Consider the following 20,167-nt stretch of genomic DNA (forward strand, 5'->3'; position numbering starts at 1 on the left):
CCTCTTGAGATTTCCGCGCCGTGGACGTGTGCTCCGCGGCGTTTTCCGTTCGAAGGTTTGACATGGCCAACAACCCCGGCGCCCGCAAGGCGATCCGCAAGATCGAAGCGCGTACCGAAGTGAACAAGGCGCGCCGTTCGCGCGTCCGCACCTATCTGCGCAAGTTCCAGGAAGCTCTGGCCGGTGGCGACGCCGCCGTCGCCAAGACCGCTTTCGTCGAAGCTCAATCCGAGCTGATGCGCGCAGTCTCCAAGGGCGTCGTTCACAAGAACACCGGCTCGCGCAAGGTGTCGCGCCTGGCCGCCCAGCTGAAGAAGCTGTCGGCCGCCTGAGCCAAATTTAATCCGACGCGGACGGAGCAGCTGTCGCTGTTTCGTTGTGGGATTATGAAGCAATATCAACGCCGAAGGAGCGCATGCTCCTTCGGCGTTTTGCGTTGCGTCGCTAAGGTGCATTTTTGAAATCGTCACTCGTCGAGCGACGGTTCGCCGGAAATTCCAAGCAGGATCAGGGTTTGACGGAGTCAAACAATTTAACTGCGAATCGACCAACGAATCAGCGTTGACCCACCCGGCTCGCAGCGTAAGTTTTGGCCTCTAACGCACTTCCATCCCAGCACGGATGAAGACGGCGCGGGACTTGGTTTCGCGTTGGCGGGAGATGTCTGTCCAGAGGTTCGACCCCGTCCGAAAAGCATCGCTTTTCGGCGCAGGAGAAGTCGTCCCTGAACCATCGCCCTGAAGTCGCGGAAGGTCGGATTTGGTTTTGGACTGGGCGGGCAAGATGGTTGGGGGCGCAACGGCGATGGCGGGCGGAACGAAGACGTCGGGAATGACGGACCCGGACCGCATCTGGAGCGAGGCCTCTGTGCGTCTGCGCGCCGAGATCGGCGACGGCCCCTTCTCGTCCTACATCGCCCCGTCGGCGGTCCGGCTGGACAACGCCGGCGGCCTGATCCTGGTCACCCCCACCGCCTATGCCCGCGACTGGGTGCGCAAGAACGCCCTGCGCCGCATGAACGAGCTGTGGCTGGGCCTGGACGGCCTGAACCGCCGCCTTGAGGTGCGCTGCCGCGCCGAGGTGGGTTCGGCCCCGCCGGCCTCGGCCGTGTTGTCAGGCAATGCGGCCGACGCCGCTCCGCGCCTGGCCGCCTTCGCCTCGACGCCCCATATTGCGCCCGCCGCGCCCATCAGCGCGGACGGCGCCCGCGCCGTCCGCGCCGCCGGCCTGCAGGACCGCCTGACCTTCGACAGCTTCGTGGAGGGTCAGGGCAACGCCTTCGCCCTGGCCATCGCCAAACAGGTCGCCAGCTGGGCCGACGGTCACTTCAACCCCGTCTTCTTCTGCGGCCCCTACGGCTACGGCAAGACCCACCTGCTGAACGCCATCGCCTGGGAGGCCCAGCGCCTGCGGCCCGAGGCCAAGGTCGTCTATCTGACCGCCGAACGTTTCTTGTCCACCTTCGTCAAGGCGATGCAGGACCGCTCGACCGCCGCCTTCAAGGAGAGCTTGCGGAGCGCCGACATGCTGCTGCTGGACGATGTCCAGTTCGTGGGCGGCAAGACCTCGACCCAGGAAGAACTGCTCTCGACCCTGACCGCCCTGATCGAGGACGGAAAACGCATCGTCTTCTCGGCCGACCGCGCACCGATGGCCCTGACCGAGGTCGAGCCGCGCCTGCGCAGCCACCTGGCCGCCGGCCTGACCTGCCCGGTCGAGGCGGGCGACCGCGAGCTGAAGATCGCCGTGGCCCAGAACCGGCTCAAGGCCCTGTCGGCCCTGGGCGTCGTTCAGGGCGAGGCCAATCCCGAGGTTCTGGCCCAGCTGGTGGACCGCACCCCCGGTTCGATGCGCGAGCTTGAGGGCGCCGTGAACACTTTAGCCGCCGCCGCCGGATCGCGCCTGTCTTCCGTCTCGGTGGACGAGGCCTCGACCCTGCTGGGCGCCGCCATGCGCGGCGGACCCGAGCGCCGCATCACCGTGGACGAGATCCAGAAGACGGTCGCCGACCACTTCAACATGAAACAGGCCGATCTGCTCAGCGAGCGCCGCACCCGTGCGGTCGCCCGTCCGCGCCAGATCGCCATGTATCTGTGCAAGCAGCACACGACCCGCTCCTATCCCGACATCGGCCGTCGTTTCGGCGGTCGCGACCACACCACGGTCCTGCATGGCGTGCGCAAGATCGAGGAGCTGATGCCGCAGGACGACCAGATCGCCCGCGACGTTGAGGCCCTGACGCGCAAGCTTCGCGGCTGAAGCTGTGGAGCAGCGGGTCTGACCCGTTGCTCCCGCCGCGCAATCCGCTAGTGTCCCAGGTCACTTAACCGCGGCCATCTGCGAATCGGCCGCGCCGGGCGAGACGACATGCAGCTGACCATCGAACGATCCGCGCTCCTCAAGGCCTTGGGCCACGTCCAGAGCGTCGTCGAACGTCGAAACACCATTCCGATCCTGTCCAACGTCCTGCTGTCCGCAGGGCGCGACCGGCTGGCCTTCGCCGCCACCGATCTGGACATGGAGATGGTCGACGAGGCCGAGGCCCAGGTGCAGGTCGAGGGCCAGATCACGGCGCCCGCCCACACCCTGTATGAAATCGTCCGCAAGCTGCCCGAAGGCGCCGAGGTCTCTCTGCTCTATTCGGGCGACGATCCCCGTCTGGTCGTCTCGGCCGGTCGGTCTCGCTTCAACCTGCCGGTCCTGCCGGCAGGCGACTTCCCCGTCATGTCCACCGACAGCGCCGGCGCCTCCTATGTCATGCCCAAGGAAGATCTGGCCCGCCTGATCGACAAGACCCGGTTCGCGGTCTCGACCGAGGAAACCCGCTACTATCTGAACGGCCTTTATCTGCACACGGTCTCCGAGGCCGGCGTGCCCCTGCTGCGTGCCGTCGCCACCGACGGCCACCGCCTGGCCCTGGCCGAGACGCCTGCGCCCGAAGGCGCGGCCGGCGGCCCCGGCGTGATCGTGCCGCGCAAGACCATCGACCAGGTCCGCCGCCTGCTGGACGACGCGGGCGGCCCGGTCGAGGTCACCGTCTCGGCCCAGAAAATCCGTTTCCAGATGGGCGAGGCGTCCCTGACGTCCAAGGTCATCGACGGCGCCTTCCCCGACTATCTGCGCGTCATTCCCAAGGGCAACGACAAACAGGCCGACATCGACAACGCCCTGTTCGCCAAGGCCGTCGACCGCGTCGCCACCATCTCGGCCGAGAAGAGCCGTTCGGTGAAACTGGCCTTCGACAACGACCGGGTGAAGCTGACCGTGCGCAACATGGAAGCCGGCCAGGCCGAGGAAGAGGTCGAGATCGGCTATTCCGACGAACCGTTCGAGATCGGCTTCAACGCCCGCTACCTGCTGGACGTCGCCGGCCAGATCACCGGCGAAAACGCCGCCTTCCGCTTCGCCGACCCGGCCAGCCCGACACTGGTGCTCGACCCGGCCGATCCGGGCGTTCAGTATGTGCTGATGCCGCTGAGGGTCTAAGCAAGGTATTTCCGCTCATCCCGGCGAAAGCCGGGACCCAGTGCTTTCGTTCGTACCGGAGGCTGGCGTTGGCGTGCTTCACCTACATCGTCGCCAGTCAGCGCAACGGCACGCTCTACACCGGCTGGACCGACGATCTGATCAAGCGGGTGGCCGAACACCGCGACAAGCTGCGCCAGGTTTTACGAGCCGATATGGCGTGGCGCTTCTGGTCTGGTACGAAATCCACGAAACGCGCGATGCGGCCTTCGTTCGCGAACGCCAGATCAAGGAATGGAAACGGATCTGGAAGCTGGAGCTTATCGAGCGCAAGAACTCGGCATGGGCGGATCTGTTTCCAACATTGCTCGGTTAGATCGTGCTGAGCAAAAGGACTGGGTCCCGGCTTTCGCCGGGATGAGCGGATAGATTGAGCCTGATTTCCCTCACCCTCACCGACTTCCGCTCCTATGCGGGCGCACGGCTGGAGATGACCTCCGGGCCTGTGGTGCTGCATGGGCCGAACGGGGCGGGAAAGACCAATCTCTTGGAGGCGATCAGCCTGCTGACCCCCGGCAAGGGACTGCGAGGGGCCACCGCCGCCGAGATGGGCCGGCGCGAGCCCGGCGAGGCGGCCGGCCGCGCCTGGGCCGTCATGGTCGAACTGGACGACGAGACGCGTCTGGGCACCGGCGTCCAGGCCGCGGGCGCCGCGCGGCGCATCGTCCGCATCGACGGCGAGACGGCCCAGCCGGGACGGTTGCTCGATTATCTGCGCCCCGTCTGGGCCACGCCCGAGCAGGACCGGCTGTTCTCCGACGCGCGGGCCGAGCGGCTGAAATTCTTCGACCGACTGGTCTTCGCCGCCGACCCCGATCACGCCGCCAGCGTGTCGATCTATGAGAAGGCCCTGCGCGAACGGCTGCGCCTGCTGAACGATGCGGCAGACGGACGCGAAGCCGACCCCGTCTGGCTGGATGCGCTGGAGCTTCGGCTGGGCGAGGCCGGCGCCCGCGCCGCCATCGCCCGCGTCGCCGCCCTGCACGCGCTCCAGGCCGCCATCGACGCCCGCAGCGACCGCCCCTTCCCTCAGGCCGACCTGGGGCTGGACGGTCCTGCCGAACAGATGGCCGAGACGGGCGCCGAGGAAGACGAGATCGCCGCCGTCATCCGCGAGGGCCTCGCCAAGGCCCGCGCCCGCGACGGCGCAGCCGGCCGGTCTCTGTTCGGGCCGCATCGCACCGACCTGACCGCGCTGCACCGCGAGAAGCAACGCCCCGCCGCCGAGGGGTCTTCGGGCGAGCAGAAGGCCCTGGTCCTGAACCTGATCCTGGCCCAGATCACCCGCCTGTCAGATCAGGCCGTCGCCGGGCCCGCCCGCCCCGTCCTGCTGCTGGACGAAGCGCCCGCCCACCTCGACGAACGCCGCCGCGCCGCCCTGTTCGAAGAGATCGTCGCCCTCGATCTCCAGGCCTTCATGACCGGCACCGAACGCGACCTGTTCGCCGGTCTGGAAGGCCGCGCCCAGTTCGTCCGCGTCGCCGGCGGCGCGCTGGAAAGCGACTAGATTGCCATTTTTTGCCATTCGAGTATCATTTTCGGCATGGCCACGATGAACATCTCACTCCCGGACGCGCTGAAGACCTTCATCGACGATCAGGTCAGTGATCAGGGCTTCGGAACGAGCAGCGAATACATTCGCGCCCTCGTTCGCCAGGAGCAGCAGAAAAAACGCATCCGCGACATGCTGCTGGAAGGTCGCAATTCTGGCCCCGGCGTTCTGGTCGATGACGCCTATTGGGAACGCCAGCGCGAACGTATCCGCCAGTTCGAGCGCAAGACATCGGCGTGACCGGCAAGCCGATCCGGCAACGCCCGACCGCGATCGACGATCATGACGGCGTCGTGGACTACTATCTCGAACAGTCTGGAAACAGGCTTGCGACGCGGTTTTCCACCGCGCTGAAAGACGCTTTCGAGAGGATCAGCCGAAATCCCGGCATCGGCTCCCGTCTGGTTGGAGACCACTGCGGCTTGCCGGGTTTGCGGACCTGGCCGATCCCGAACTTTCCCTATCTTGTCTGCTATTTCGACACGTCAAACTACATAGACGTCTTGCGAATTTTGCACGGTGCGCGCGACCTCGACGCCGTATTCGCGGACCCTCCAGAGGACGGGGACCAAGCGTAGTCTTTCCCTCGCAATTTGCCCCAAATTTCCTATATGTTGCGGGCTTCGGCGCGGTGCGACACCGCCGTCGATTCGAGTGCTCCACGCGGCGCTCCATCCCCGTCCCGGTCGGGACTTCAGAGCCAATGACTTCATGACCGATCCGATTGCCGACATGCCCGAATACGGCGCCGATTCCATCAAGGTTCTCAAAGGCCTGGACGCCGTGCGCAAACGTCCCGGCATGTATATCGGCGACACCGACGACGGCTCCGGCCTGCACCACATGGTCTATGAGGTGGTGGACAACGCCATCGACGAGGCCCTGGCCGGCCACGCCGACCTGGTTCAGGTCATCCTGAACGCCGACGGCTCGGTGACCGTGACCGACAATGGCCGCGGCATTCCCACCGGCATCCACGAGGGCGAAGGCGTCTCGGCGGCCGAGGTCATCATGACCCAGCTGCACGCGGGCGGTAAGTTCGACCAGAACTCCTACAAGGTCTCGGGCGGCCTGCACGGCGTGGGCGTGTCCGTCGTCAACGCCCTGTCCGACTGGCTGGAGCTGAAGATCTATCGCGACGGCAAGGCGCACCAGATGCGGTTCGAGCGCGGCGACACGGTCAAGTCGCTGGAGATCACCGGCGACGCCCCGATCCGCGAGGACACCGGCAAGGCCCTGAGCGGCACCGAGGTCACCTTCTACCCGTCGGTCAGTACCTTCAGCCATATCGATTTCGACCTGAAGACGCTGGAACACCGGCTGCGGGAACTGGCCTTCCTGAACTCGGGCGTGGTCATCAAGCTATCGGACCATCGCGGCGCCGAGCCGGTCGAGATCCTGCTGCACTATGAGGGCGGCGTGGAGGCCTTCGTGCGCCACCTCGACAAGTCCAAGACGCCGATCCTGAAGGACGTCATCGTCATTCGCGGCAAGAAGGAAGGGATCGAGATCGATCTCGCCCTGTGGTGGAACGACAGCTACCACGAGACCATGCTGTGCTTCACCAACAACATCCCTCAGCGGGATGGGGGCACCCACCTGTCGGCCTTCCGCGCCAGCCTGACCCGCATCATGGGCGGCTATATCGAGAGCTCGGGCGCCGGCAAGAAGGAGAAGGTCTCGGTCACCGGCGAAGACGCCCGCGAGGGCCTGACCTGCGTCCTGTCGGTCAAGGTGCCGGATCCGAAATTCTCGTCGCAGACCAAGGACAAGCTGGTCTCGTCCGAGGTGCGCCCGGCCGTCGAGGGCCTGTGCTCCGAGGGTCTGTCGCAGTGGTTCGAAGAGCACCCGGTCGAGGCCAAACAGGTGGTCGCCAAGATCATCGAGGCCGCATCTGCCCGTGAAGCCGCCCGCAAGGCCCGCGACCTGACCCGCCGCAAGTCCGCGCTGGAAATCAGCAGCCTGCCGGGCAAGCTGGCCGACTGCCAGGAACGCGATCCCGCCAAGTCCGAACTGTTCATCGTCGAGGGCGATTCCGCCGGCGGCTCGGCCAAACAGGCGCGCAACCGCGAGAACCAGGCCGTCCTGCCCTTGCGCGGCAAGATTCTGAACGTCGAGCGCGCCCGGTTTGACCGGATGCTGTCGTCGGAACTGATCGGCACCCTGATCCTGGCCCTGGGCACCGGCATCGGCCGCGACGACTTCAACGCCGACAAGCTGCGCTATCACAAGATCATCCTGATGGCGGACGCCGACGTCGACGGCGCCCACATCCGCACCCTGCTGCTGACCTTCTTCTATCGTCAGATGCCCGAGCTGATCACGCGCGGCCACGTCTATATCGCCCAGCCGCCGCTCTATAAGGTCGCCAAGGGCAAGCAGTCGCGCTACCTCAAGGACCAGTCCGAGATGGACTCCTATCTGATCGAGGAAGGCTCGTCCGAGGCCGAGCTGGACCTGTCGACCGGCGAACGTCGCCTGGGTCTGGACCTGCAGTCCCTGGTGCGCGAGGCCAAGAGCTTCAGCGCCGGCGTCGATCGCCTCAGCCAGCGCGCGCCGGCCTTCGCCATCGAACAGGGGGCGCTGGCCGGCCTGTTCGCCGAAACCTCGGACATGGCGACCGCATCAGCCGCCGCCGCCGTGCGCCTGAACCTCTATGCCGAAGAAGGCGACGGCGACTGGACGGGCGCACCGGGCGAACAGGGCGCCGTGGTCTTCACCCGCACCCGTCGCGCGGTGCAGGAGACCATCGTGCTGGAAGAGACCCTGATCCGTTCGCTGGACGCCCGTCGTTTAGCCGAACGCGCCCAGGCGTTCGACGGCGTCTTCGTCTCGCCCGCAACCTATCGCCGCAAGGACAAGTCCACGACCATTCGCGGGCCGCTGGACCTGCTGAACGCGGTGCTGGACGCCGGCAAGAAGGGCCTGTCAATCCAGCGCTACAAGGGTCTGGGCGAGATGAACCCGGAACAGCTGTGGGAGACCACGCTGGACTCCAACGCCCGCACCTTGCTGCAGGTCTCGGTCGAGCACGAGGAAGACGCCAACGACCTGTTCGCCAAACTCATGGGCGACGTGGTCGAGCCCCGCCGCGAGTTCATCCAGGAAAACGCCCTGGACGCCGCCGTCGACGTCTGACGGCGAGAGGGACGCGGCCTACTGGCCGCGTCCGCCCGCGATGAAGGCCGCAACGGTCGGAAAAGCCGTGGTCTGAGGCCGCATGTCTTCGCAGGCGAAGGACTTGATCCCGCCGTAGACGCCGCCGCTGGGCGTCGCCTCCCACGGCGTGTCCTCGGAATAGCGGTCGGTTTCCGCGCCGTCCGCACCATAGGTCACGGTCGCGCCCGAGCGCGACTGGCCGTCCGAACACCGCACCATGACCTCTTCGGTTTCATGGCTCAGATCGGCGGCGTCGCCGCGCGCCGGCACCCGCGCCATCCGTGTGGTCGCCACGCCGTCCACCGGCGTCAAACCGTCCAGATCGACGAGATAGACGACGGCGTCGCTGCGCGAAAACGCGGCCCAGCTTTCCGCCGCCGCAGGCGACGCCAGGGCGGCCGTGGCCATAATCGCTACAAGACCGATTGTTCTGATCATTCTCTTCCCTCCCCAGGCAAGACGATCATTTCATACCCGTGTGCGGAAGAATTCAATCTCCCTGACGGTCCTGCAAAGCTTTTCCGATCAGGGACGGTCCCGCGACGGCAGGGCCGCGACCTCTTCAACCGTCAACTTCCTGGCGATGCGGACGCGGCAAGGTTCTGGGCCGGTCGTCGGGCTGCGCAAGGTCGCCTGATCGCCAACGCACAGGTTCGATCCAGAGAGCGGCTCCAGCGCGACCGACAGGGCGCGGGTCATGTCGCGACAGAAGGTGCTGTCGATCTGGAACACATCGGCGCCGGACGTGCGCACATACAGGGTCTGGTCGTTGGGGGCGTTGAAGTTTCGCACCAGGCTGGGCCGGAAACATTGGGCGGCGTCGACGCGGCTGGCCGTCGTCGCGCCGGGCGATGGCGCACAGGCCCACAGCGCCAGGACGGCGGCCGAGGACAGGATGAGACGATGCATGTTTGGCTCCCTGAAACAGCCCCCCGCTCATCCTGCGCTTGCCGGAGACGGAGGCGCAAGGGGATTGCGGATGACCGCCGCCCGGCGCGGCGAAACGCGCGCCGCCAGATCGCGCGGCAGGGGCGACGGTCGTTTCAGGATCAGGGCGGCGACATGCTCCGCCAACACAGGCGCGACGCAGAAGCCGCGCGACCCCAGCCCGCCCAGTAGATAGAGACCGTCGTCCAGGCCCCCGGCCAAGGGCAGCCGGTCGGGCGTGGTGGCGCGGATCGCGGCACGGCTCTGCGCCTGTCCCGCCGTCTCAATCTTGTCGGCCAGCCCCGGCAGGCGCGCCCGCAAGGTCGCCAGATTTCTCTCGCTGTCTTCCGCCCGCGGCGCCGTGTCGGTATCGCCCCGGTCATGGGTCGCGCCATAAAGGACGCCATGGCCGGTCGGTACGGCATAGCCGCCCCAGGCCATCGCGTGGGTCGTGACCTCGCCCTCCACCCAGTCCGCCTGACCCCGTACAGGCGACAGGCGCGGCGCCGGATCATGCCCGTCCAGCAGGGCGGCCGATCCCCAGCCGGCGGCGACCACGACGGCATCAACCTCGGCCAGCACTGCAGCCCCCTCGCCGATCAGGCGCCAGCGGCCGTCGGTCCGCTCCAGCTTCGTCACCCGTTCCGACCGCATGTCAGCTTCGCCCAGCCAGTCCGTCAGCACGGCGGCGGGATGCACTGCACAGGCGCACCTCATCGACAGACCGCCCGACGCCGTCGCCTCGCCCGCCAAGGCCGCTGCGGCGTCTTCGTCCAGCACGACCATCGCGCCCTCGGCCCAGATCGACTGACGCGCGATCTTCTCGAACCGGGCTGCATCGCGCGGCGCCTGGGGCAGTTGCAGCACCCCAATACCCGTCACGGCGTCCGGCGTCGCGGCATACAGATGCCGCGCCCGTTCCAGCGCCTGGGCATGCAGGGCCGCGATGCCCGCGTCCCCCGCATCCAGGCGTGGCGTGACCAGGGCCGCCGGAAAGCCCGATCCGCCCGCGCCCGGCCGATCCGCCTCGAACACCACGACCCTGACGCATTGATCTCTCAGGGCGCGCACCACCGACGCCCCGGCCACGCCGGCGCCGATCACGGCGATGCTGGGAACCGGTGCGGGCGCAAAGGCCAAGGGCAGATGCGCCTCAAGCCGCTCGCGCTTGCGACCATGACCGGGGCGTTTGTCGACCACGAAGCCCTGCTCGGCCAGGCCGCGCCGCACGGCGCCGGCGACCGTGAAGGTGGCCAGGCGCGCGCCGGGCGCAGACCGCGCGGCGATCAGGGCCATGACCTGCGGCGACCACATGCCGGGGTTCAGCGCTGGCGAAAAGCCGTCCAGGAACCAGGCGTCCGCCGTCCCCGACCATTGCTCCAGCGACCAGGCCGCATCCCCGACCGCCAGGTCCAGCACGGCGTCGAAGCCCGGCAGGTCCACACGGTGAAAGCCCGGCGTCGCGGACGGCCAGGCGTCGATCAGCGCCTGCGTCGCCTCAGCCAACTCGGGCCAGGCCCCCAGCGCCCGCGCCGCCTCGTCCGCCGTCAGCGGAAACCCCTCGATGGAGAAGATATGCAGCCGCCCGCCCTCGGGTCGGGTCCGCCGCCACAGATCCAGCAGGGCGGCGATGTTCAGCCCCGTGCCGAAACCCAGCTCCGCCACTGTGAAACAAGCCCGCCCGGCCCAGGCGTCGGGCAGGCCGCATCCGTTCAGGAACACGGCTCGCGTTTCCGCCAGTCCGTCGTCGCGCGAGAAATAGACATCGCCGAACCGGCCCGAGCGTGGCTCGCCCTCCTCGGTCCAGGTCAGGTGCGGCGAGGCGTCGTCATCGGAAATCATGGCCCGGCTCTAGCACCTTCGTCGCACAGACGAAAAAGGCCGCCTGCTTCGAGGCGGCCTGATCGATGGCTTGCAGCCAAACCCTAATGAGCGGCGGGCGCGTGCGGCGGTTCGGCCGGGGCTGCGGGGGACGGCGCCGCGGCGGACGCGTCCGCGCCCTGCATCGTCGTTGCCGCCGGGGCGGCGGCGGTGTCGTTCTGGATGGCCTGGTTGGCGGCGGCCTCGGCGTCCTTGGCGGCTTGGTCGACCGTCAGGGCCGCTTCCTCGGCGGTGCCGGCAGCCTCGACCGCGTCGGTCGCGGGGGCGGTCTCGGCCTTTTCTTCAGGCGCCTTGCCGCAGGCGGCCAGGACCAGGACCGCAGCGGATGCGGCGACGAGGGCTTTGATACGCATGAGGACTTCTCCGAAAGCTTGCGCGAGGCTGCACGCCTCGCACCAGGACGATAGGGCCGCCTTGCGCGTCAGGGCAAGTTACGATCCGGCAAGGCGCGAACGGGGCGGTGCCGCGCCGCGGCGGACTAAACCTAGTCCGCGGTGATGTTGTTCAGCGTTTCTTCCATCTCGCCGAACGACGGCTGGGCGGACGAAGGAATGTCGCCACGGCCGATCTCGACCGAGATCTGGGCGGCGTTGCCGTGCAGGTGGGCCACCAGCACCGACTGGATGATCTTGTAGTAGGCCGCTTCCTCATTGACGATCGCGGTCAGACGCGCCGCGAACGGGCCGACCAGGCCATAGGCCAGGAACACGCCCATGAAGGTGCCGACCAGGGCGCCGCCGATCATGGTGCCCAGCACCTCGGGCGGCTCGGTGATCGAGCCCATGGTCTTGATCACGCCCAGCACGGCCGCGACGATGCCCAGGGCGGGCAGGCCGTCAGCCAGGACCTGAAGCGCATGGGCGTTTTCGAGATGCTCGTGGTGATGCTTTTCCAGCTGCTTTTCCATCGCGTCCTCGACCTGGTGCGGATCCTCCAGGTTCATCGTCATCATCCGCAGGGTGTCGCAGATGAAGTCGACGGCGAAATGGTCCTTCAGCACCTTGGGGTACTTCTGGAAGATGGCCGATTCCTTGGGCTTTTCGATGTGGCTTTCCAGCGCCACCACGCCCTTGGACTTCATGGTCTTGGTCAGCTGGAACAGCAGGGACAGCAGGTCCTTGTAGTCCTGCTTCTTCCACTTGGGTCCGGCAAAGCACTTGCCCAGCCCGCCCATGGCCCCCTTGATCACGGTCATGGAGTTGGAGATCATGAAGGCCGCGATGCCCGCGCCGCCGATCGCCATGAGTTCGTGGGGCGCGGCGTGCAGGATCACTTCGAACTTGCCGCCAGAGATGGCGTAGCTGCCGAAGACGAGGCCGAACAGCAGCACGATGCCGATGATCTGGAACATGAAAGCGAACGATCCTGACGCGAGAGATCAGGATCATCGCCGTTAATCATTAAGACGGCGTTTCGCGAACGCCGTCTCCTGACCTCAGAGGCGACCTTCGCCGTTCAGGATCGCAGTGCGCGCCGCCGCCGTCAGCTTCTGATAACCGGTCTTGCCGCCGCGCACGTAAAGCGCCGTCCCGGTCTTTTCGGGATCGAAGCCGTCCGCGACCAGATCGGCCTTCCTGTATTTGAACGTGCCGGTCGTTTCCGCCGACTTGATCAACCGCAGGAACACAGGCTGGGCATAGGCCGGCAGCTTGGCCTCGACATGGTCGGAGAAGGCCTGGGCGTCGAACTTGCCCTCGACCACCAGGGCCGCCATCCCCGCCTTGCCGTCCTGGGCCGGCACCGGCACGCCATAAACGATGGCCTCGGTGACGCCGGGCGCATCCATCAGCACCTGTTCGACCTCGGAGGTCGAGACGTTCTCGCCCTTCCAGCGGAAGGTGTCGCCCATCCGGTCGACGAAGTAGAAATAGCCCTCCGCGTCCTGTTTCATCAGGTCGCCGGTGCGGAACCAGCGGTCGCCCTTCTTGAACACGTCGGTCAGGATCTTCTTCTGCGAGGCGGCCTTGTCGGCATAGCCCGAGAAGTCGTGGCGGATGTCGTTGCCGATCAGGCCGATAGCCTCGCCCACCTCGCCGACCCGCGCCAGACGGCACAGGCCGTAAGGTCCTCGGATGGGCTGTTCGGTCTCGACGTCGAACTGGACCAGCCGGATATTGATCTGCGACTTCAGGAAACCGGGCACGCGGCCGATGGAGCCCTGTTTGCCGTCGAAGTTGAACAGCGAGACGTTGCCCTCGGTCGAACCGTAGAACTCCAGCACCTCGGGAATGCGGAACCGGCTCTGGAAGTCGGGCCAGACGTCGGCGCGCAGGCCGTTGCCGAACGCCAGCCGCAGCTTGTGCTTGGTCTCGTCTTCTTGCGGCGGACAGTTGACCAGATAGCGGCACAGCTCGCCGATATAGACGAACATGGTCGCCCCCGACGACCGCACGTCGGGCCAGAAGGTGCTGGCCGAGAACTTCTTGCGGATCACCAGCCGCGCGCCGTTCAGCAGGGCCGCGCCCACTCCGACCAGGCCGCCGGTCGAGTGATACAGCGGCAGGACGTTGAAGATCCGATCCTCGGGCGTCGAACGCGTGGCGCCGGCGAAGGCGCGCATATAGGTGCGGGCGCGCGAATGCGGGATGCGCGCCGCCTTGGGCAGGCCGGTCGTGCCGGAGGTGTAGATATAAAGGGCGGTGTCTCGGTTGGTCAGACCCTCGCGCGCCGACTTGGACGGCCGCACCGACGAGCCGCCGCGCACGGGCTTGTCCAGGCCGCGACGGTCGCTGGTCTCCAGGTCGTCGGGCAGGCCCAGCACCCAGAGCGCCAGGTTGTGATCGACCAGAGGCCGCGCCTCCTCGATCTGGCGCCAGCAGTCTTCGTCGGCGACGACGTTGAAAGCCTTCGAGATGGCCAGACAGTGGGCCAGCCCCTGCCCGCCCAGATTAGTGTTGATCAGGGCCGTGGCGATGCCGACCTTGGAGAAGCCGATCCAGGCCGCCAGATATTCGATCCGGTTCGTCATCATCAGGGCGATGGTGTCGCTGCGACGCAGGCCCCGGTTCTTGGCCCAGTGGGCGAAGCGGTTGGCCATGGCGTCCAGGTCGCGATAGGTCAGGGTGCGCTGACCGTCGTCGATGGCGATATTGTCGGCGAACTTGTCGACCGCCTCTTCGAAGTCGTCACAAAGCAGGACGTCGCTGTCCAGCTCGATCGGCTTGATGCGCTTGAGCAGGCGGAACAGGCCGCGAGCGAACCGGACGTCCCGACGGATATTCGCTACAAAACCCATGCGCGCCGTGTCTCCGGTCAATGCGTGTTCCACCCTGTCCGGTGATGGACGAAGGGGGGGCGTCGGGTCAACCGCGCCGTCCGCGATCCCTCGCGAACCCGACGGATTGGCGCCAGCCGTGATCCATTTGTTCTGTTGACGCGGGGGAAATCCAGAGGCGTCGCCTGCTTTTTATTGCCGCATTCCCCGCTGATCCGGCCGCAAAGGGCGCGGTTGTCGCCTCATTCCAGGCAGGAACGGTGTTTCTTCGGGGCTTTTGCGCCGGCGGCGGAACGACGTTGCGAGACGGCGGGTTGGTTGATCAACGTTATGGAGGACAGAAACAATGTCGATGACCTACGCCAACGCCAATACCGAAGCCCGCACCGAAGAAACCTTCGTGCCGCGCTACGCCCGCAACACCAAGGCCAAGAAGTCAGTGAAGACCTGGATGATCCTGGCCCCGATCGGCGCCGTGGTTCTGCTGGGCAGCGGCGTCGCCATGATGATGGGCGGCGGCGATCAGGCGGCGCCCGCGCCGTCCCTTCAGGTTGCGGCCCCGGCGATGCAGACCGCGCCCGCCGCGATGACCGCCGCCGAGACGCCCGTCATGCCGGCCGCGCCGATGGAGACCGCTCAGGCCCCCACCGCCGCACCGACGCCGGCTGCCCCCGCTCCCATCGCCCGTCGTGCTGAGCCGCGCGCCGAGCCGGTCGCCCGTCGCGCCGCACCGGCCGCTGAACGCCCGGCTGCCGTACGCGTCGAGACGCCGGCTGTCCCGACCGGTCCTCAGCCCTATGCGGCCCCGTCCGTCCCGGCGGCGAGCACAAGCCAGTTGAACACCGCTCCGGCGACAGCTTCGACCCCGGCTCCGGTCGTGACCACTCCCGCCGCTCCGGCGATCACGGTCCAACCGTTGAACTGATCGCGGTCAGATAGAAGAAAGCCCCGGTTTCGACCGGGGCTTTTTTTGTGCGCGCCTCAATCGCCGGTCACGCGCCAGATCACATTGCCCACGTCGTCGGCGACCAGCAGCGCGCCCAGCCGATCGATCTGGACCCCCACCGGCCGTCCCTGCGCCTGACCTTGGGCGTTCAGAAAGCCGGTCAGCACATCCTGCGGCGGACCGGCCGGACGACCGTCCACGAACGGCACGAAGATCACCTTGTAGCCGCTGCGCACGCTGCGGTTCCACGATCCATGCTGGCCAATGAAGGCCCCGTTTCGCCAGGCCGGCGGCAGCAGGGTCGCCCCCTCGCCGAACGTCAGCCCAAGAGAGGCGGTATGGGCGCCCAGAGCGTAGTCCGGCCGAACCGCCTGCGCGACCATCGCCGGATTGGCGGGCGGCCGCGCATCGACGTGTTGGCCGTAATAGCTCCACGGCCAACCATAGAAGGCGCCGGGCGTCACCGAGGTCATATAGTCGGGGACCAGATCGTCGCCGATCTCGTCGCGTTCGTTGACCGCCACCCACAGTTTCCCGCTCTGTGGGTTCCAGTCCATGCCGACCGGATTGCGCAGGCCCGAGGCATAGACCCGCCGCGCGCCCGTCGCCGGATCGATCTCCAGAATGGCGGCGCGATCCACCTCTTCGTCCAGCCCATTCTCGCCGACGTTCGAGTTGGACCCCACCCCGACATAGAGGCGGCTGCCATCAGGGCTGGCGACCAGGCTCTTCGTCCAGTGGTGATTGCGACCGGCGGGCAGGTCCGTAACCTTGGTCGCGGCGGCGTCGATCCGCGTCTGCCCCGTTCGATAGGGAAAGGCCACCACCACACCGGCATTGGCCACATAGAGGCGCTCCCCCACCAGGGCCATGCCGAAGGGCGAGTTCAGGCCGGTCAGGAATTCCGTCTTCGTCTCCGCGACCCCATCGCCGTCGGCGTCGCGCAACAGGACGATTCTGTTGGGACTGGGCACGCCGGCGCCGGCCCTGGCCATGACCCTGCCCATCACCCAGTCCCGCAGTCCGCCCTTCTCGTTCTCAGGCGGAGGCGGTGCATTCGACTCGGCGATCAGAACGTCGCCGTTGGGCAGGCGATAGAGCCAGCGTGGATGATCCAGCCCCGTCGCGAACGCCTGCACCCGCAACCCGGCCGCCGCGACCGGCGTCGCGCCCTGGGGCCAGCTTGCGGCGGGCGCGATATTGAGCGTGGGCAACAGACCCTGACGCGGCGCGGGCAGTTCGGGGTTCGGACCAAAACCCGCCTCGGTCGGCAAGGCTTGGCCGCCCGCACAGCCCCCCAATCCCAGGGTTGCCGCCAACATTGTCGAGGCGAGCAGGGATTTGGAGGTCGCGGTCATGATCGTGGTCCTTACCGAGCGGGTTGCGCCGGAAACTCCAGCCGGCTGACATCATAGCCCAGACCGCGCGCCCGTTCAGTCAGGCTGCGCACCTGGGCTTCGGTCGGCAGATCGCGGGTATAGATGAACAGGCGTTCGAACGTGGGATCGGCCGAGATGAACCAGCTGTAGTCATCCGCGCGGTCCAGAATCCAGTAATCCCAGGTCACGAAACCGGCCAGATATCTCACCCTCAGCTTGGCGTTCGTGCCGGGATCGAGGATTTCTCCCCGCCCGCCGATGGCCTTTTCCTTGCCCTGCGGCGTGCCGACCTGACAGGTGTCGCGCACATCGACGCGCGTGCCCTCGACCGGCGTGTAGATCGACGCGCCCGCCACGCAGCCGTCCGTCAGTCGATCAGGCAGACGCGCAATCTCGTGCCAGCGCCCGGACCACAGACGCTGGACATCCACCGGTTTAGCCGGCTGTGGCGCGCGATATTCGGAAGGCGGCGGCGCCGTCACGCAGCCGGCAAGAGCGAACACTGCGGCCGCCGAAACGGCGAGGGATTTCATGCTGGACATGAGCGTTTCCGTTTGAAGCCATAAGCCGCGCTTGGCGACCCTGGTTCCTTTACGTCGCAACGCCCGTTTCGGACGGCGTGGACGGCAAGGCGGGAAATCTCTCAGGCCGTGGCAGTATCCCTCGCTTGTCTTACGCTGCACATTGGCGTTGTCACGTCGGCGTTCGACGGAGACACCGCTGGTGGACATTGCCATTCTGACCGAAAATCGAAACGCCCTGCCTGCTGCTCGCCTGACCCATCTTCAGCGCTTGGAGGCCGAGAGCATCCACATCATGCGCGAGGTGGCGGCTGAGGCCGAGCGACCGGTCATGCTGTATTCGATCGGCAAGGATTCGGCCGTGATGCTGCACTTGGCGCGGAAGGCCTTCTATCCGTCCAAACCGCCTTTCCCCCTGCTGCACGTGGATACGACGTGGAAGTTCCGGGCCATGTACGCGATGCGCGAACAGGCGGCGGCCGACCTGGGCGTCGAGCTGCTGGTCCACCAGAACCCCGAGGCTGTCGCGCGCGGGATCAATCCGTTTGATCACGGCTCGGCCCTGCACACCGACCTATGGAAGACCGAGGGGCTGAAACAGGCCCTGTCGCACTATGGCTTCGACGCGGCCTTCGGCGGCGCCCGTCGCGACGAGGAGAAGTCCCGCGCCAAGGAGCGCATCTTCTCCTTCCGCACGGCCGAACACCGCTGGGATCCCAAGAACCAGCGGCCCGAACTCTGGCGGCTCTACAACACGCGCAAACGTCCGGGCGAGAGCATCCGCGTCTTCCCGATCTCCAACTGGACCGAGTTGGATGTCTGGCAATATATCCACCTGGAGCAGATCCCCATCGTGCCGCTTTATCTGGCGGCCGAACGGCCGGTGGTCGAACGCGACGGCGCCCTGATCATGGTCGATGACGACCGGTTCCGGCTACGCCCCGGCGAGACCCCGCAGATGAAGTCGGTCCGGTTCCGCACCCTAGGCTGCTACCCTCTGACCGGGGCGGTCGAGAGCGCGGCCGCGACCCTGCCTGAGGTCATCCAGGAAATGCTGCTGACCACCACCTCTGAACGCCAGGGGCGGATGATCGACCACGACCAGTCCGCCTCAATGGAGAAGAAGAAGCAGGAGGGCTATTTCTGATGGCTCACCAGTCTGACTTGATCGCCCGCGACATCGACGCCTATCTGGACGCCCACCAGCACAAGAGCCTGCTGCGCTTCATCACCTGCGGCAGCGTGGACGACGGCAAGTCCACCCTGATCGGCCGGCTGCTCTACGATTCCAAGATGATCTTCGAGGATCAGATGGCGGCGCTGGAGGCGGACAGCCGCCGTGTCGGCACCCAAGGGGGCGACATCGACTTCGCCCTTCTGGTCGACGGCCTGGCCGCCGAGCGGGAGCAGGGCATCACAATCGACGTCGCCTATCGCTTCTTCTCGACCGAAAAACGCAAATTCATCGTCGCCGACACGCCGGGCCACGAGCAGTACACCCGCAACATGGTCACCGGCGCCTCGACCGCGGACGCCGCCGTCATCCTGATCGACGCGCGCCGGGGCGTCCTGACCCAGACGCGGCGGCATGCCTATCTGGTCAGCCTGCTGGGCATCCGCCACGTCATCCTGGCGGTGAACAAGATGGACCTGATGGGCTGGTCGCAGGCCGTGTTCGACGCCATCGTCGCCGCCTTCCGCGCCTTCGCCGACCAGATCGGGCTCAAGTCCTTTGACGCCATTCCGATGTCGGCCCTGCGCGGCGACAACATCACCGAGGCCAGCACCCATTCGCCCTGGTACGTCGGTCCGCCGCTGATGAGCCTGCTGGAGACGCTGGAGGTCGGGGACGATCTTCAGGCGGACCCGTTCCGCCTGCCGGTGCAATGGGTCAATCGGCCCAATCTCGATTTCCGCGGCTTCTCCGGCCAGATCGCCGCCGGGACCGTGCGGCCTGGCGATCCCGTCCGCGTCCTGCCCTCGGGCAAGACCTCGACCGTCGCCCGGATCGTCACCGCCGACGGCGATCTCGATAGGGCCGTCGCCGGTCAATCCATCACCCTGACCCTGGCGGACGAGATCGACGTCTCGCGCGGCGATGTCCTGGCCTCAGCTGACGTCCCGCCGGAAGCCGCCGACCAGTTCGAGGCCACCGTGGTCTGGATGGACGACGAGCCCCTGCTGCCGGGCCGGCCCTACCTGCTCAAGATCGGCGCCAAACTGGTCTGCGCCACCATCACCGAGCCCAAGCACAAGGTGAACGTCAACACCTTGGAGCAGCAGCCGGCCAAGCGCCTTGAGCTGAACGAGATCGGCGTCTGCAACCTGTCGCTCGACGCCCCCGTCGCCTTCGCCCCCTATGTCGAGAACAAGGACCTTGGCGGCTTCATTCTGATCGACCGAATCTCGAACCGGACGGTCGGTGCGGGCCTGCTGAACTTCGCCCTTCGCCGCGCCCACAATATCCACTGGCAAGCCCTGTCGGTGGACAAGGCGGCGCGCGCCACGATCAAGAACCAGAGGGGCCGCGTCGTCTGGCTGACCGGCCTGTCGGGCGCCGGCAAATCCACCATCGCCGACCTGGTCGAAAAGCGTCTCTATGCCGACGGCCGCCACACCTATCTGCTGGACGGCGACAATGTCCGCCACGGCCTGAACCGCGACCTGGGCTTCACCGAGGAGGACCGGGTCGAGAACATCCGCCGCGTCGCCGAGGTGTCGAAACTGATGGTGGACGCCGGCCTGATCGTCCTGGTCAGCTTCATCTCCCCCTTCCGCGCCGAGCGCCGCCTGGCGCGCGACCTGCTGGGGCCGGGCGAGTTCGTCGAGGTCTATGTCGACACCCCGCTGGCCGTCGCCGAGCAGCGCGATGTCAAAGGGCTCTACAAGAAGGCCCGCGCCGGCGAACTGAAGAACTTCACCGGCATCGACAGTCCCTATGAAGCCCCTGAATCGCCGGAGATCGTCGTGGGCACCACCACCATGTCCCCCGAAGACGCGGCCGAACGCATCGTCGCCTGGCTGGACGGCCGGTTCTCGACCGAGGATTTCAGCATCTGACCC

General features: G+C 66.7%; 19 protein-coding genes. 11 read left to right on the plus strand and 8 right to left on the minus strand.

Features of this window, described 5'->3' with window-relative positions; all coding sequences use genetic code 11:
* Positions 1-62 precede the first annotated feature (62 nt).
* The 8 genes from rpsT to gyrB all read left to right on the plus strand — a co-directional run bounded on the left by rpsT (position 63) and on the right by gyrB (position 8,215).
* A complete protein-coding gene (gene rpsT, locus ACP693_RS14755; RefSeq protein WP_135194610.1) occupies positions 63-332 on the plus strand; it encodes a 30S ribosomal protein S20 in 270 nt (89 codons plus the stop codon).
* A gap of 451 nt (positions 333-783) precedes the next feature.
* Positions 784-2,259 (plus strand): chromosomal replication initiator protein DnaA, encoded by a 1,476-nt coding sequence (gene dnaA / locus ACP693_RS14760; protein WP_426020459.1) that lies wholly within the window; start codon positions 784-786, stop codon positions 2,257-2,259.
* A gap of 108 nt (positions 2,260-2,367) precedes the next feature.
* Positions 2,368-3,486, plus strand: coding sequence for a DNA polymerase III subunit beta (dnaN, locus tag ACP693_RS14765; protein WP_346494456.1), 1,119 nt, complete (start codon positions 2,368-2,370; stop codon positions 3,484-3,486).
* 199 nt (positions 3,487-3,685) lie between these two features.
* Positions 3,686-3,841 (plus strand): hypothetical protein, encoded by a 156-nt coding sequence (locus tag ACP693_RS14770; protein ID WP_426020460.1) that lies wholly within the window; start codon positions 3,686-3,688, stop codon positions 3,839-3,841.
* Between the two features lie 54 nt (positions 3,842-3,895).
* Positions 3,896-5,032, plus strand: coding sequence for a DNA replication/repair protein RecF (recF, locus tag ACP693_RS14775; RefSeq protein WP_426020461.1), 1,137 nt, complete (start codon positions 3,896-3,898; stop codon positions 5,030-5,032).
* A gap of 45 nt (positions 5,033-5,077) precedes the next feature.
* Positions 5,078-5,317 (plus strand): ribbon-helix-helix domain-containing protein, encoded by a 240-nt coding sequence (locus tag ACP693_RS14780; protein WP_426020462.1) that lies wholly within the window; start codon positions 5,078-5,080, stop codon positions 5,315-5,317.
* Positions 5,314-5,655, plus strand: coding sequence for a type II toxin-antitoxin system RelE/ParE family toxin (locus ACP693_RS14785; RefSeq protein ID WP_426020463.1), 342 nt, complete (start codon positions 5,314-5,316; stop codon positions 5,653-5,655). The genes ACP693_RS14780 and ACP693_RS14785 overlap by 4 nt, the downstream gene beginning before the upstream one ends.
* A gap of 133 nt (positions 5,656-5,788) precedes the next feature.
* Complete coding sequence (gene gyrB, locus ACP693_RS14790; protein WP_426020464.1) at positions 5,789-8,215, plus strand: DNA topoisomerase (ATP-hydrolyzing) subunit B; 2,427 nt, start codon at positions 5,789-5,791, stop codon at positions 8,213-8,215.
* A gap of 18 nt (positions 8,216-8,233) precedes the next feature.
* Here gyrB and ACP693_RS14795 read toward each other — a convergent pair whose 3' ends face one another.
* The 6 genes from ACP693_RS14795 to ACP693_RS14820 form a co-directional block, all read right to left on the minus strand.
* Positions 8,234-8,674 (minus strand): hypothetical protein, encoded by a 441-nt coding sequence (locus ACP693_RS14795; RefSeq protein ID WP_426020465.1) that lies wholly within the window; start codon positions 8,672-8,674, stop codon positions 8,234-8,236.
* 87 nt (positions 8,675-8,761) lie between these two features.
* Positions 8,762-9,145, minus strand: a complete 384-nt coding sequence (locus ACP693_RS14800) for a DUF6491 family protein (RefSeq protein WP_426020466.1) — start codon at positions 9,143-9,145, stop codon at positions 8,762-8,764.
* 27 nt (positions 9,146-9,172) lie between these two features.
* Complete coding sequence (gene mnmC, locus ACP693_RS14805; protein ID WP_426020467.1) at positions 9,173-11,005, minus strand: FAD-dependent 5-carboxymethylaminomethyl-2-thiouridine(34) oxidoreductase MnmC; 1,833 nt, start codon at positions 11,003-11,005, stop codon at positions 9,173-9,175.
* A gap of 83 nt (positions 11,006-11,088) precedes the next feature.
* Positions 11,089-11,397, minus strand: coding sequence for a hypothetical protein (locus tag ACP693_RS14810; RefSeq protein ID WP_426020468.1), 309 nt, complete (start codon positions 11,395-11,397; stop codon positions 11,089-11,091).
* A gap of 131 nt (positions 11,398-11,528) precedes the next feature.
* Positions 11,529-12,395, minus strand: coding sequence for a flagellar motor stator protein MotA (gene motA, locus ACP693_RS14815; protein WP_426020469.1), 867 nt, complete (start codon positions 12,393-12,395; stop codon positions 11,529-11,531).
* Positions 12,396-12,479: 84 nt separating this feature from the next.
* Positions 12,480-14,279, minus strand: coding sequence for a long-chain-acyl-CoA synthetase (locus tag ACP693_RS14820; RefSeq protein ID WP_426020470.1), 1,800 nt, complete (start codon positions 14,277-14,279; stop codon positions 12,480-12,482).
* Between the two features lie 325 nt (positions 14,280-14,604).
* On the opposite strand from ACP693_RS14820, the gene ACP693_RS14825 reads away from it, so the two are divergent.
* Positions 14,605-15,183, plus strand: a complete 579-nt coding sequence (locus tag ACP693_RS14825) for a hypothetical protein (protein ID WP_426020471.1) — start codon at positions 14,605-14,607, stop codon at positions 15,181-15,183.
* 56 nt (positions 15,184-15,239) lie between these two features.
* On the opposite strand, the gene ACP693_RS14830 is transcribed toward ACP693_RS14825, so the two are convergent.
* Positions 15,240-16,562, minus strand: coding sequence for a PQQ-dependent sugar dehydrogenase (locus ACP693_RS14830; RefSeq protein ID WP_426020472.1), 1,323 nt, complete (start codon positions 16,560-16,562; stop codon positions 15,240-15,242).
* Between the two features lie 11 nt (positions 16,563-16,573).
* Positions 16,574-17,125 (minus strand): lipocalin family protein, encoded by a 552-nt coding sequence (locus tag ACP693_RS14835; RefSeq protein WP_426020473.1) that lies wholly within the window; start codon positions 17,123-17,125, stop codon positions 16,574-16,576.
* A gap of 178 nt (positions 17,126-17,303) precedes the next feature.
* On the opposite strand from ACP693_RS14835, the gene cysD reads away from it, so the two are divergent.
* Together cysD and cysN are read left to right on the plus strand one after the other, a co-directional pair.
* Positions 17,304-18,251: a sulfate adenylyltransferase subunit CysD gene (cysD, locus tag ACP693_RS14840; RefSeq protein ID WP_426020739.1), complete on the plus strand. Its 948-nt coding sequence runs from the start codon at positions 17,304-17,306 to the stop codon at positions 18,249-18,251.
* Positions 18,251-20,164 carry a sulfate adenylyltransferase subunit CysN gene (gene cysN / locus ACP693_RS14845; RefSeq protein ID WP_426020474.1) on the plus strand — a complete coding sequence of 638 codons (1,914 nt, stop codon included), beginning with the start codon at positions 18,251-18,253 and terminating at the stop codon, positions 20,162-20,164. The genes cysD and cysN overlap by 1 nt, the downstream gene beginning before the upstream one ends.
* The last annotated feature ends 3 nt before the right edge of the window (positions 20,165-20,167 follow it).

It is taken from the genome of Brevundimonas sp. TWP1-3, assembly GCF_049896085.1.
GTDB lineage: Bacteria > Pseudomonadota > Alphaproteobacteria > Caulobacterales > Caulobacteraceae > Brevundimonas.